Consider the following 14,481-nt stretch of genomic DNA (forward strand, 5'->3'; position numbering starts at 1 on the left):
AATAATTAGAATATATTTCCTCAAGTGGAATAAAGTTAAGCAAAAATGAACATAATGATTGGTACAAACAGTAGTGAAGTGAGGGGTAGTGAATGTTATATCTACATGATGTATGGGTAAATTGGTTTGAAGGTGAAGAGAATGGGTATAACGTTTGTCATTTTTACGAATGGCGGAAAGATGATACGATTGAGCTATTAGATCAAGTGCCATTATTAAAAGTAGATGCCACATTATATCATTACATCGAGAACGAATTGTTAGAGCTTCCGCAAAAAATGCTGGAAGACGTACATCATAAGGCTTATATTCGTAAAAATCATGAACGTTTGCAGCAAGAGTATTGCTTTGTTGTTACAGATGGAAAAGGAATTATTGCGATTGACACAATTGGTTACAATGTACCAATTCGCAAAAGCAGACTTATACCACGCCAAGAGCAGATGGTATATGAGATGGTAGAAAACGTACAAGCAGAAAAGTATGAGTTCCAAGTAGAAGAAACAGAAAAAGAACATCACATTTTATCACCATCGCCTTTCATTATGAATGGCTTGACTCGTAAAGAAAGACAGCTAAAACAATTATTATTTATGGCGTTAGATCAATTACATACAACGAAAAATACAGCAGAGATTCGCTATTGGTACACAGAGTGGGATCCATCAGCATATGGAACGGTTCAACATATGGAGTTCGAGGATATTTGGGCTAGACTGTATGATGAAGCGAAAGCTGGCTGGTCTGAGAAACATGAACAATTATGCGAGCGTCTCGTAAAAGGACAGCCATTTTTTGAAAAGTTATGGGAAATGGAAAATGAGCAAAAGGTAAATTAAAAAACCGCCAATTGGCGGTTTTTTAATTTTGTAGTAATCTAGTTCCAGCGGCAAGAATGTTCGGTGGCTTCGCGCCTTCCTGCGAGGCAAAAAGCGCCTCTACGTCAGGAGCTTCATCCCCCTCACATTCTAAACTAGCCGCCTCCGCTTTATATGTTACCTACGTTTTCTGCTTAGTCCCATTGCGTTTTCTACTTTGCGTAGTTGTTTGAATGCAACGCGGTTTGCTTTTTCTGCACCTTTGTCTAGAATTTCGTCTAGTTCTGGTGAGTTGATTAGTTCGTTATATTTGTCTTGGATTGGACGAATTGCTTCTACGACTACTTGCGCTAGGTCGCCTTTGAAGTCGCCGTATCCTTTTCCTTCGTACATTGCTTCAATTTCTTCAACTGTTTTTCCAGAGAATGAAGAGTAGATTGTTAATAAGTTAGAGATACCAGGTTTGTTTTCTTTATCAAATTTCACAATACCTTCAGAGTCAGTAACAGCACTCTTAATTTTCTTTTCAATTGTTTTTGGCTCATCAAGCATACTAATCATTGATTTTGGATTCGGATCAGATTTGCTCATTTTTTTCGTAGGTTCTGTTAATGACATAACGCGAGCTCCTACTTTTGGAATACGAATTTCAGGCATTGTAAAGATTTCACGGTAACGTTTGTTGAAACGCTCTGCTAGGTCACGTGTTAATTCGATATGTTGCTTTTGATCATCACCAACCGGCACGATTTCAGTATTGTAAAGTAAAATATCAGCAGCCATTAATGGTGGATACGTAAGTAATCCAGCTGGAACTGAATCTCTACCAGAAGCTTTATCTTTATATTGCGTCATACGCTCTAATTCTCCAACGTAAGCAACAGATTGCATGATCCAACCTAGTTGAGCATGTGCTGGTACTTCTGATTGTACAAATAAAGTAGCTTTTTCAGGGTCAATGCCACATGCCACATAAAGTGCAGCAAGACTGCGGATGTTTTTACGAAGCCCGACGGGATCTTGAGGTACTGTAATCGCATGTTGGTTTACAATACAGAAATAACAGTCGTGTTCATTTTGAAGCTCTGTAAACTGCTTCATGGCTCCTAAATAGTTTCCAAGTGTAATCGTTCCACTTGGCTGAATACCAGAAAAGATAACTGACATAAGTAATTCCTCCTAAAATTGAATGCGTGATGGGGGAAGAGAAGGCAAACAAAAAAGCCCATTCATCCCAAAAACTATAGGGACGAATGGACCGCGGTACCACCCTAATTATTTCACTACTGTGAAATCTCTCTAATCCATAATAACGTTTGGATATAACGCCAAAGCCTACTACTTTCGGTTCGGTTTGGTGCTCAAAAGCCCATTCCATACTGTACAATTACTTGTTCACACCGACCACAAGCTCTCTGAAATTGCCTCAATATGTACTCTTCTTTATCATCGCATACATATAAATTTATTTATTGTTACTTGAGCTCTTTTAATATGAAAGAACTAAAGTTTTATAACAAAATGTTTTGCTGATTATTATATCATATGGGATAGTGTTTGCAAACTACATCAAAATAGTAAAGCTAATAAGGGTCGAGAACAACCCAAGAACGATACCTGTAATACAAATTGGATATGTCCATTTGAATGAATATGTTTTATAAATACGTTCTTTCTTATCTGTAGGTTCCTCGACTTCTTCAATTAAAGAGTCAATCTTTTTATTCGTACCAAATACTCTTTGGAATGCGTAAATGGTTACATTGAAAAAACCATTTTGAAATATGTATAAAAAACCGCCGATAAGAATAAAAAACAGTGCAATATAAAACAAGATGTTGACAAAATTCAACAAAAATTGCGATGAAATGAGGAATGCGCCAATACTAGAAGCGATTATCGCTATGAAAATTAGTATACAAGTATGAAAAAAAACTTTATTCAAAATGTTCCCCTCCGTCAAAATATTACTAGAATTATTATACTATAAAAGCTATAATATGTACTAGAATTAATTTTTTGAAAATTATACGCAATTAAAGGTCTGATTTCAAGATGATGGTATCAATGTTAACGTATCCCTTTACAAAAAAATAAAAATATAAACATTTTATTAAAAATTTTAACAAAAAAACAAAAAACTATATTCACAATTGTTATATTATATGTATAATGAAAATTGTAGAAACTTGGAGATTATTCTTTCAATTCTACTTTTTAACAAGTGAGGGTACAGGAAGTGCAAGTAGGGGAGGCAACACAACATGAAGAAAAAGATACCGTTATTAGTTGCATCGACGTTGACAGTCAGTATGCTAGGGGCTTGTAGTTACCAAAAAGAGGACAATAAAGCAGGCGCAAAAGAAAAATCCTCAAACAAACAAGTGTTAAATTTAACCGAAACAGCTGAAATTCCAACTATGGATACGACGTTATCAACAGATGCAACATCTTCTAACATCATGAATAATACAATGGAGGGATTATATCGTCTGGGGAAAGATGATAAACTTGTTCCAGGTGTCGCAAAATCTTATGAGAAATCAGAGGATGGCAAAAAGTATGTATTTAAATTACGTGAAGATGCGAAATGGTCTAATGGTGAACCTGTAACAGCGAAAGACTTCGTTTATTCTTGGAGAAGAGCTGTAGATTCAAATACGGGTGCCAAGTTTGCTTACATACTATTTGATGTTAAAAATGCGGAGAAAGTTAACAAAAAAGAATTACCAATTGAAGAACTTGGTGTAAAGGCAATTGATGATCATACACTTGAAGTGGAATTAGATAACCCTGTTCCTTATTTTGTAAGTTTAACAGTCTATCCAACATTGTATCCTTTGAATGAGAAGTTTGTAACAGAACAAGGAGCAAAATTTGGATTAGAATCCAATACGACACTTTATAATGGTCCATTCGTATTAAATGAATGGAAGCATGAACAAAGCTTCCAACTTAAGAAAAATCCAACGTATTGGGAAAATAAAGAAGTAAAACTTGAAGAAATAAACTTCAATATTGTTAAGGATCGTTCAACTGCTATAAATTTATATGAAACGAAAGCAATTGATCGTGTAGTGTTAACATCAGAGTTTGTAGATAAATACAAATCAGATGCTGATTTCAAAACGATTAAGAGGCCATCTACACAATTTATTCGCTTAAATGAAAAGAATAAATTTTTAGCAAATAAAAATATCCGAAAAGCAATTGCAATGTCCTTTGAACGTGAAAATATCGGAAAAGTTATCTTAAACGATGGTTCAGAGGGGATATATGGTTTTGTTCCGAAAGGCTTAGCAAAAGGTCCGAATGGAAAAGACTTCCGTGAAGAGAACGGAAAGCTTATAAAAGAGGATATTAAAGAAGCTCAAAAATATTGGGAAGCTGGTAAAAAAGAACTTGGTGTAGAGAAAGTAGAGTTAGAGCTATTAAACTTTGATACTGATGATGCTAAAAAAATCGGAGAGTATTTAAAAGGCCAATTTGAAAAGAACTTACCAGGTCTAACAGTTCCGACAAAAATGCAGCCATTTGCACAAAAATTAAAACTTGAAGCAAGTGGAGATTATGCGATGTCGTATGCAGGATGGAGTCCAGATTATATGGATCCAATGTCATTCCTTGAAATGTATACAACAGGTAATGCGCAAAACAAAGTAAATTACGCAAATTCAGCGTATGATGATTTAATTAAAAAAGCAAAAACAGAAGTTGATGTACAAGCTCGCTGGGATGCACTATTAAAAGCGGAAAAACAACTGCTTGAAGATGCTGCGATTGCTCCAGTATATCAACCTGGAAAAGCATATTTACAACGTGGCTCAATTACTGGCCTATTAGAACATAAATATGGCGGAGAATTTAGCTATAAGTGGGTTGAACTCAAAAATTAAAAATGGTTTCCATCATGAATAAGGGTATATGCCTATGATGGGCATATGCTCTTATTTTAAAAAAATAAAAGTAAGAATATTTTAAACTATCTTATTGCTTTTGAGAAAAACGGGGAGGTGCTTGACTATGGGACGTTATGTATTAAAACGTTTCGTGTACATGGCTTTGACATTATTTTTAATTACTACGCTGACTTTCTTTTTGATGAAATTACTTCCGGGTTCTCCGCTTAAAAATCAGGAGAAGCTATCACCGGCACAAAAAGAAATCATTCTTGAAAAATATGGTTTAAATGATCCAGTACCAGTTCAATATGCACGTTACTTAGGTAACTTAGCAAAAGGTGATTTAGGGGTATCATTCCAATATGATAACCGTCCAGTAACAGATATGATTGTGGATCGCATTGGACCATCAGCACAGCTTGGTTTACAAGCGATTATATTAGGAACATTTATCGGTTTAATTTTAGGAATCGTTGCGGCACTTCGTAACAATACATGGGTCGATTATGGAGCGACAATTATTTCCGTACTCGGGATGTCGGTACCATCATTCGTATTCGCCGCTTTACTACAATATTTCGTAGGGGTAAAACTTGGTTGGTTCCCAGTAGCGTTCTGGAAAGGACCAGAGTTTACAGTAATGCCTACAATTGCTTTATCGATGGCAGTTATTGCAACAATCGCACGTTTCGCTCGTGCCGAGTTAATTGAAGTTATGCAAGCCGATTACATTTTAACAGCAAAGGCGAAAGGGATTAGCCAAGGCGTTATCATTATCAAACACGCACTTCGTAACGCGTTAATTCCAGTAGTAACAATTTTAGGACCAATGGTTGCAGGTTTAATCACAGGTACATTAGTTATTGAGCAAATTTATGCTGTACCAGGACTAGGGGAACAGTTCGTTAAATCTATTACAGTGAATGACTATACAGTTATTATGGGAACTACAATTTTCTATAGTGCAATCTTCATTTTAGTTATTTTCATTGTCGATATTTTATACGGAATTATTGATCCTCGAATTCGTTTAGCGGGAGGGAAAAAGTGATGAAAGATGTACAAAAATTATCTCCAGATTTATTTCAACAAGCCAATCAAAATAATGTGGATAATGAAGTCATTGCCCGTCCAAGCTTAACGTTTTGGCAAGATGTAAGAAGACGTTTGTTCCAACATAAAGGCGCGATGTTTGGTTTCGTATTATTAAGCCTTATTATATTACTAGCAATTTTTGGACCGATGGTAAGTAAACACTCGTATAAAGAGCAAGATTTAGGTCGTGCGAAAATGCCACCGAAAATTCCTGTTATTGAAAATGTTCATTGGTTACCATTTGACGGTACAGATCAATATGGTGTTGACCAATATGAAAAACGTGATATTAAAGAGTATTTCTGGTTTGGTACAGATGATCTTGGTCGTGATTTATGGACAAGAACATGGGAAGGTACACGAGTATCATTATATATCGCTCTTTTAGCAGCAGCAATTGACTTAGTAATTGGGGTTGCATACGGAGGTATTTCAGCGTTTTATGGCGGCAGAGTAGATAATATTATGCAACGTATTATGGAGATTATTAACGGTATTCCATACTTAATCATCGTTATCTTAATGGTAATCATTATGGGATCTGGTATATGGTCAATTACACTCGCAATGGCAATTACAGGTTGGATAGGGATGTCGCGTATCGTTCGTGGACAAATCCTGAAATTAAAAAACCAAGAATATGTGTTAGCATCTCGTACATTAGGTGCAACAAATACACAATTAATTGTAAAACACTTAATCCCGAACGTAATGGGACCAATTATCGTAATGACAATGTTTACAATTCCAACGGCGGTGTTTGGTGAGGCGTTCTTAAGCTTCATCGGTTTAGGTATTCAGCCACCATTCGCGTCACTTGGTTCTCTTGTAAATGACGGTTATAAATCTATTCAAACGTATCCGCATATGATGTTCATCCCTGCGGTTGTCATCAGTATATTAATTTTAGCGTTTAACTTAATGGCAGACGGATTACGCGATGCGTTAGATCCAAAAATGCGTAAGTAAAAGAGGGGAGAGGCAAAGATGAAAACATTGTTAGAGGTAAAAGATTTACAAGTCTCCTTTGATACACATGCAGGTGAAGTACAAGCTGTACGCGGCGTTACTTTTGATTTGAAAAAAGGAGAGACATTGGCGATTGTAGGAGAATCTGGTTCAGGGAAATCAGTTACTTCTAAAGCGTTAATGGGATTAATTCCGAATCCTCCTGGACGCATTAAAAATGGTGAGATCGTATTTGAAGGTCGTGACTTAACGAAATTAACAGAAAAAGAAATGCAGCAAGTACGTGGTAAAGATATCGCGATGATTTTCCAGGATCCAATGACATCATTAAACCCAACGATGACAATTGGAAATCAAATTATGGAAGGCCTTATTAAACACCAAGGGATGAGTAAAGCAGACGCACGTAAAGTTGCTTTAGAATTAATCGACCTTGTAGGTATTCCAAATCCAGAAGCTCGTTTAAAACAATATCCTCACCAATTCTCAGGTGGTATGAGACAGCGTGTAGTTATTGCGATGGCGTTAGCTTGTAACCCGAAATTATTAATTGCCGATGAGCCGACAACAGCGCTAGACGTTACGATTCAGGCACAAATTTTAGAACTTATGAAAGACATTCAGCAAAAAACAGAAGCGGCAATTATTTTCATTACGCATGACTTAGGTGTAGTAGCAAACGTTGCTGACCGAGTGGCAGTTATGTATGCTGGTAAAGTTGTTGAAATTGGAACTGTAGATGAAATTTTCTATAATCCGAAACATCCATATACTTGGGGCTTAATCGCATCTATGCCAAGTTTAGATGGCTCAGAGGAAGAGTTATATGCAATTCCTGGAACGCCTCCGGATTTATTAAAGCCGCCAAAGGGTGATGCTTTTGCACCACGTAACCCACAGGCACTAAAAATTGATTTTGAAATGGACCCACCTTTATTTAAAGTAAGTGATACACACTATGCGGCAACTTGGTTACTTCACGAGCAAGCTCCAGAGGTAAAACCGCCGGCAGTCGTTGAAAAACGTATTCTTCAAATGAAAGCAGGTGAACAACATGACTAAACAACGTGAGAAATTAATTGAAGTAAAAAATGTAAAGCAGCACTTCGACGTGAGTGGTGGTGTTGTCAAAGCGGTTAATGATATTTCATTTGATATTTACCGCGGAGAAACATTTGGTCTTGTAGGAGAATCAGGTTGTGGTAAATCAACTACTGGAAGAACGATTATTCGTTTATATGATGCAACTGCTGGTGAAGTATTGTTCGATGGTGAAAACGTACATGGTAAGAAATCACGCGCAGAATTGAAGAAATTCAACCGTAAAATGCAAATGATTTTCCAAGATCCATACGCATCATTAAATCCTCGTATGACAGTAGGGGATATTATCGCAGAAGGTATTGATATTCACGGATTAGCGAAAAGTAAAAAAGAGCGCATGGACCGTGTTCATGAACTATTAAACACAGTTGGTTTAAATAAAGAGCACGCGAACCGTTTCCCGCACGAATTCTCAGGTGGACAACGTCAGCGTATCGGTATCGCTCGAGCGCTTGCTGTAGAACCAGAATTTATCATTGCGGATGAGCCGATCTCAGCACTTGACGTATCGATTCAGGCGCAAGTTGTAAACTTACTGAAAAAGCTACAAAAAGAAAAAGGTCTAACATACTTATTCATTGCCCATGATTTATCAATGGTAAAATACATTAGTGACCGCATCGGTGTAATGTACCGTGGTCAAATCGTTGAGCTAACAACAAGTGAAGAGTTATATGCGAATCCAGTTCATCCATATACGAAATCACTATTATCAGCAATTCCGCTACCAGATCCAGATTATGAGCGCAATCGTAAACGTATCGTATACGATCCATCGCAGCATGATTACGGTAGCGAAGTGCCAACAATGCGTGAAATTCGCCCAGGACATTTCGTACTATGTTCTGAAGCAGAGTATAAGAAATATAAAGAGATTTATCAATAATAAAAAAAGCCATTCTTCCATTAAGGAAGGATGGCTTTTTTCTATACTATATAAATGAGTTGTCGGTAAGTCGATATAAATTGCATTTATTAATAAATACATCATGATCAAACAAGTACTACTGTGCCTGAACAGAACCAATCTCGTCTTGCTCTTCTGGTTTCACAAGTGCGTAACGTTCCCACGCCCTGCTTTTCCAGCGGAAGAACATAATAATGGCACGCGTCCATTCGTCGATGGCGATCGCTAGCCAAATACCAACGAGCCCCATATCTAAATGAAAGGCGAAAAAGTAACCTAGTGGTAAACTCATTAACACCATAGAGAATGCACCGATTAAAACAGGATATTTTGCATCACCAGCTGCACGAAGCGAATTAATGATGACGATATTCATCGTACGTCCCGTTTCAAGTAGTACACTTAGTAAAAGAACACTTGCGCCTAACCCGATAATGTGCGGATTATCTGTAAACAGTCCCATTAATTGTGTACGGAATGTAATAACGAGAGCGACCATACATAGAGTTACACCAATCGCCCATTTTACACTTTTCCATAAGCGTTCGTATGCTTCATCCTTTTCGCCACCACCAACAAGGCGGCCAATAATAATGGCTGTTCCCATACCAATCGCAATTGCAAATAAATAAGTGAACATGGAAATGTTAGTAGCGTATTGTCTAGCAGCTAATGATTCCGTTCCTAAGTACGTTGCGTAATAAAGGAAGACGATTTGACAAGCTTGATACATCACTTGTTCAAATGCAGATGGAATACCGATTTTTAAAATTTTCCCAATGTATTCTTTGGATAAAGTGAAGTAATATTGTAATTTCACGCGATATTCCATAACGCGGTATAGTAACCAGAAGAAAACAATAAGTGCGATCAATCGACTGATAGCGGAAGAAATTGCAGCCCCTTGTACACCGAGCTCAGGGAAACCAAATTTCCCGAAAATGAGTACGTAGTTTCCAGCGATATGAATAATATTCATTCCGAGTGAAATAAACATCGCTTGCTTTGTGAAACCGTGTACACGGATAATTGCGGCTAATGAGTTAATAATAGCTTGTAGGAAGATGGCTCCTCCGACGATAGATAAGTAGTTTTGCGCATACGTTAGTACATCGCCTTGTAAGTTCATTGCGAGCATCATATGTTTCGAAAATAAAAGAAAACCAGCGCTTATAACGAGCCCAACTATTAAATTTAATGTGACGGCTAATGCTGATATTTTAGATGCTTCCATAAAGCGTTTGGAACCGAGGTATTGAGATACGACGATAGCTGCGCCGTTCCCGATGACTTCTAATACCAAAATAGCGATATGGAGGTATTGATTCGCTGCACCAACCCCAGATACAGCATCGTCTGATAATGCACTTAACATGAAAGTATCAGCGATCCCCATCAACATAAAAAGAAAAACTTCTAGAAAAATAGGCCATGTTAATAAGAATAAACTTAATTTCTCTGTCGGCCCATTTTTTTCCTGAATTGCTGTCATGTCCGTCCCCTCTTTACCGATATCTATTTTTAGCAAAATGTATCGTAACATACTTTCTTATCCTTTGCACTCATTTTAGCCTACATATTTTTAATATGAAGGGACTGCTATTTTATGTTAAAAAGGTTGGGATAATTATACATAAAGTATTATAAAATATAAAATTTATTTTTCTCTGATAATTTAGAAAAATATAAAAATAATTATTTTTGGTACTTTAGTAAAGATAATCAGCAATATAAAACGTTTACAAAGATATATTTTTTTACATAAAATTTTAATGAAATAGAAATATAAATATACAAAAAATATATTTGTGTGTATAATATGAATTATTAGAACATATATATATTTCTTTCTGTTTGAAAATGAAAGGGCTAACATTTTTTTGGAGGGTGGAAGTATGAAAAAAAAGATACCAGTTTTTGTAGCATCAACAGTAGCGATGAGCATGATGTTAGGGGCATGTAGCTATCAAAAAGATGAACCGCAAGCAAACGCAAAAGGGGATAGCGGGAAAAGCGGTGCGAAGCAAGTTATTAATCTAACAGAAGTGTCTGAAATTCCGACAATGGATACAACACTTGCCTCGGATGCTGCTTCTTCAAAAGTTATGAATAATACAATGGAAGGGCTGTATCGACTTGGAAAAGGCGATAAGTTAGTTCCAGGTGTGGCAAAATCTCATACAAAATCAGAAGATGGTAAAAAATATACGTTTAAATTGCGGGAAGACGCTAAATGGTCGAATGGTGACCCTGTAACAGCAAAAGATTTTGTCTATGCATGGCAAAGAGCTGTTAATCCTGATACGGCAGCAAAATCAGGATATATTATGTTAGATGTAAAAAATGCAGAAAAAATTAATAAAAGAGAGCTATCACCGGATCAATTAGGTGTTAAAGCAATAGATGATTATACATTAGAAGTTGAATTGGATAATCCAGTTCCATACTTTCTCGATTTAACTGTGTATCCACTATTTTTCCCATTAAATGAGAAATATATGAAAGAACAGGGAGAAAAATTTGGTTTGGAAGCAAATACAACTCTGTATAACGGTCCATTTGTATTAAATGAATGGAAACATGAACAAAGTTTCAAATTAAAGAAAAATCCAAATTATTGGGATCAAAAAGAAGTGAAGTTAGAAGAAGTTAACTTTAATGTTGTAAAAGATACAGGAGCAGCTGTTAATTTGTATAATACGAATGCGATTGACAGAGTTGGTTTATCAGCGGAGTTAGTTGATAAATATAAAGGACAAAAAGACTTTAAAACAATTAATGATCCAACTGTATTCTTCTTGCGTTTTAACCAAAAAAATCCATCATTAGCTAACAAAAATATTCGTAAGGCTATTTCTAGTGCATACGATCGAGATGGTATTGGAGAGGTTATTTTAAACAACGGTTCTAAGGGAGCTTATGGTTTAGTACCATCTGATTTTGTTAAGGGACCAGATAAGCAAGATTTCAGAAAAGAAAATGGAAAGCTTTCGAAAGTCGATGTGAAGGAAGCTAAAAAATTCTGGGAAGCAGGCAAGAAAGAATTAGGTAAGGATAAAATAGAACTAGAATTTTTAAACTTTGATAATGAAGAATCTAAGAAAATTGGTGAGTATGTAAAGGGAGAATTAGAAAAGAACTTACCAGGTCTAACAGTAACAATTAAGATGCAACCATTTGCGCAAAAATTAAAACTTGAAGATAGTGGACAGTTTGATATTTCATTTACTGGATGGGGACCTGATTTTCCTGATGCAATCACATTCCTTGATATGTTTATAACAGATGGTTCACAAAATAAAATGGCTTATTCTAATGCTCAGTATGATGACATTATTAAAAAGGCAAAGCAAGAAGGCTCAGATGTAAAAGGACGTTGGAATGAACTGTTAAAAGCAGAGAAAATTTTATTTGAGGATGCAGCAATTGCGCCAGTATTCCAACGCGGCAGATCTATATTAGAAAGAGAAACGATTAAAGATGTGTATATCCACAAATATGGCGGTGAATTAAGCTTTAAGTGGGCATCCGTAGGAAAATAAAAAAAGCAGGCTAACCACCTGCTTTTTTTAATACGTGCGTTTTTTATAAATGCCTTTTCCGCCAACTTGGTTCCAGCCAGATTGTACATCCAAACTTTTGTTAACAAACTTCATTTTTTCTTTTCCACCAAAGAGCTTTTCGCCGATGCTATTTGTAATGACACCAATCAATGCTGTTATTCCGATGATGAGGGCAGCAACCGTAATAAAATCAATAAAAAAAGCAATCATTTGAAAACTCCCCCTTTGCTTGTCTGTATGTTTATTGTATGAGATAAAAAATGAAAAAGAAAGAAATGTCAGAAAAATATTTAATTTACTTTAGAAATCGTGTAGACAGGAGGGAGAATGTTTGTTAAAATGAGAACAAACGTTCCCTTTTATTCTCATTTATATAGTCTTACATTTCTTAATTGATTTATCAGGAAAAAGTAAGAAAACGTTCTCTTTTTCATAGGGAAGATTATAGATAAATAACTATATATTATATGAAAAATCTATGAGAAGTGAGTAGTAAAAGGATTGAAAGTTATTGTTCAAGTACAGCTAAATTGAGCGTAATCATGTTACATAGCAGTGGAATACACGGAAGAGTTTTCTCAACTAGCAGGAAATTTACTGTATATTTCTTGCAAAATCTATTGTATAATGATTATAGAAGTTACTTATTAAAAGTAATTGTTGTTTATTATAAGTTGTTGCTTACATGAAATGCGATTTTTGTACTTTTCAATAAGACAAGTTATCGCGAAAAATTGCTGAAGTTAGAAATTAAAACTGTATTTAGTACAGAATTTGTACTCTTTAAGGAGAGTGAGCTTTGTATGGTAACATTATATAGTTCTCCAAGCTGTACGTCTTGTAGAAAGGCGAAATTATGGCTAGAGGAAAATCATATTCCCTATACAGAACGTAATATCTTCTCAGATCCATTAACGATTGAGGAAATTAAAGAGATTTTACGTATGACAGAAAGCGGAACGGATGAGATTATTTCTACTCGTTCGAAAGTTTTCCAAGAATTGAATGTAAACTTAGAGTCTTTACCACTTCAAGATTTATATAAGATGATTCGTGACTATCCAGGGATTTTACGTCGTCCAATTATGATTGACGAGAAACGCCTTCAAGTTGGTTACAACGAAGACGAAATTCGTCGTTTCTTACCACGTACAGTAAGAACGTTCCAATTACGTGAAGCACAACGTCTTGTAAATTAATTATAATAATATGAAAACCTTCTACCTATTATATAGTAGAAGGTTTTTTTTAATGTTTCACATTGCGTAATCGAACTTGTTTTACGATAAAGCCGATGCATAAAATAGTGAAAATGAACAAATAAGGAATGCTTGCGGTGAAACTTGGGTTGTTATGAAAAAAGATTGCAAGTCTGTCTTCATGTGTAACCATTTTCCCTGCAGTATAGGCAAGAATTGCTGCACCGCAATAAATGAGGAATGGAAATCGTTCCATAAGTATTAAAATAAGTTTACTGCCCCAAATAATAATAGGGATAGAAATGAGTAAGCCGATTATGACGAGTAAAAATCTCCCGTGAGCTGCACCTGCAATGGCAATAACATTATCAAACCCCATAACGAGATCCGCGAAAACAATTGTCCGCACAGCTTGAAATAAAGTTGTTTTTCCTTGAATGGCAGAAAGGTCATTGCTATCATCAGTTAATAAATTGATTGCAATTAATGTAAGTAAAACCCCGCCAATCAATTGTAGAAATGGAATGTCGAGTAAATAGACAGCTAGTATAGTAAGGACAATTCTTAGTACGATTGCTAAAAGAGTACCGATCAAAATAGCTTTATTTCGTTTCGATTCAGGTAAATTTCGGCTAGCTAGTGCGATGACGATTGCATTGTCACCACCTAATACAACATCGATACCGACAATCATTAGTACGGATGTTAAAAACTCTAAGTCCATTCGTCTGCCTCCATTTATGATGTTTTAATAAGCGAACTGTATGTATGTGATGAAGAAAGTTGTTGTTAAATAATCTCTTCTAATAGAAGTTTCACCTTATTACAGTGTACGGGGGAATGTGGAAATGTATGTCCAAATTTTTTGTAAGTAAGAAATCGTTATAATAATATATTTATGTAGTTGATCGAGTAAAGATAGGC

General features: G+C 35.8%; 13 protein-coding genes and 1 other annotated feature. Of the genes, 8 read left to right on the plus strand and 5 right to left on the minus strand.

Features of this window, described 5'->3' with window-relative positions; translation table 11 throughout:
• Positions 1-92 precede the first annotated feature (92 nt).
• Positions 93-839 (plus strand): YjbA family protein, encoded by a 747-nt coding sequence (locus tag BM089_RS01465; protein ID WP_000966129.1) that lies wholly within the window; start codon positions 93-95, stop codon positions 837-839.
• Between the two features lie 156 nt (positions 840-995).
• Here the strand turns inward: BM089_RS01465 and trpS are convergent, their stop codons facing one another.
• Positions 996-1,985 carry a tryptophan--tRNA ligase gene (gene trpS, locus BM089_RS01470; protein ID WP_000110982.1) on the minus strand — a complete coding sequence of 330 codons (990 nt, stop codon included), beginning with the start codon at positions 1,983-1,985 and terminating at the stop codon, positions 996-998.
• A gap of 75 nt (positions 1,986-2,060) precedes the next feature.
• Positions 2,061-2,277, minus strand: a binding site (T-box leader).
• A gap of 105 nt (positions 2,278-2,382) precedes the next feature.
• Complete coding sequence (locus BM089_RS01475) at positions 2,383-2,763, minus strand: DUF3899 domain-containing protein (RefSeq protein ID WP_001044985.1); 381 nt, start codon at positions 2,761-2,763, stop codon at positions 2,383-2,385.
• Positions 2,764-3,082: 319 nt separating this feature from the next.
• Between BM089_RS01475 and BM089_RS01485 the strand changes: the two genes are divergently transcribed.
• From BM089_RS01485 to BM089_RS01505, 5 genes are all read left to right on the plus strand, one after another.
• Positions 3,083-4,714: a peptide ABC transporter substrate-binding protein gene (locus tag BM089_RS01485; protein WP_053565022.1), complete on the plus strand. Its 1,632-nt coding sequence runs from the start codon at positions 3,083-3,085 to the stop codon at positions 4,712-4,714.
• 127 nt (positions 4,715-4,841) lie between these two features.
• Positions 4,842-5,771 (plus strand): oligopeptide ABC transporter permease, encoded by a 930-nt coding sequence (opp3b, locus tag BM089_RS01490; RefSeq protein ID WP_000534165.1) that lies wholly within the window; start codon positions 4,842-4,844, stop codon positions 5,769-5,771.
• Entirely contained in the window at positions 5,768-6,784 is a 1,017-nt protein-coding gene (gene opp3C / locus BM089_RS01495) for an oligopeptide ABC transporter permease (RefSeq protein WP_000974098.1), read from the plus strand. The genes opp3b and opp3C overlap by 4 nt, the downstream gene beginning before the upstream one ends.
• An 18-nt stretch (positions 6,785-6,802) precedes the next feature.
• Entirely contained in the window at positions 6,803-7,846 is a 1,044-nt protein-coding gene (locus BM089_RS01500) for an ABC transporter ATP-binding protein (protein ID WP_000854346.1), read from the plus strand.
• Positions 7,839-8,774, plus strand: a complete 936-nt coding sequence (locus BM089_RS01505; RefSeq protein ID WP_016082471.1) for an ABC transporter ATP-binding protein — start codon at positions 7,839-7,841, stop codon at positions 8,772-8,774. The genes BM089_RS01500 and BM089_RS01505 overlap by 8 nt, the downstream gene beginning before the upstream one ends.
• 118 nt (positions 8,775-8,892) lie before the next feature.
• Here the strand turns inward: BM089_RS01505 and BM089_RS01510 are convergent, their stop codons facing one another.
• Entirely contained in the window at positions 8,893-10,338 is a 1,446-nt protein-coding gene (locus BM089_RS01510; RefSeq protein WP_053565021.1) for an MATE family efflux transporter, read from the minus strand.
• 352 nt (positions 10,339-10,690) lie between these two features.
• Between BM089_RS01510 and BM089_RS01515 the strand changes: the two genes are divergently transcribed.
• Positions 10,691-12,337, plus strand: a complete 1,647-nt coding sequence (locus BM089_RS01515) for a peptide ABC transporter substrate-binding protein (protein ID WP_071731611.1) — start codon at positions 10,691-10,693, stop codon at positions 12,335-12,337.
• A gap of 27 nt (positions 12,338-12,364) precedes the next feature.
• On the opposite strand, the gene BM089_RS01520 is transcribed toward BM089_RS01515, so the two are convergent.
• Entirely contained in the window at positions 12,365-12,568 is a 204-nt protein-coding gene (locus tag BM089_RS01520; protein ID WP_000559971.1) for a hypothetical protein, read from the minus strand.
• A gap of 593 nt (positions 12,569-13,161) precedes the next feature.
• Here BM089_RS01520 and spx point away from each other — a divergent pair.
• Positions 13,162-13,557, plus strand: a complete 396-nt coding sequence (spx, locus tag BM089_RS01530; RefSeq protein ID WP_000258267.1) for a transcriptional regulator Spx — start codon at positions 13,162-13,164, stop codon at positions 13,555-13,557.
• A gap of 49 nt (positions 13,558-13,606) precedes the next feature.
• On the opposite strand, the gene BM089_RS01535 is transcribed toward spx, so the two are convergent.
• Complete coding sequence (locus BM089_RS01535; protein ID WP_053565018.1) at positions 13,607-14,281, minus strand: TerC family protein; 675 nt, start codon at positions 14,279-14,281, stop codon at positions 13,607-13,609.
• Positions 14,282-14,481: the final 200 nt, after the last annotated feature.

It is taken from the genome of Bacillus sp. 5mfcol3.1 (genome assembly GCF_900114335.1).
Lineage (GTDB): Bacteria > Bacillota > Bacilli > Bacillales > Bacillaceae_G > Bacillus_A > Bacillus_A thuringiensis_S.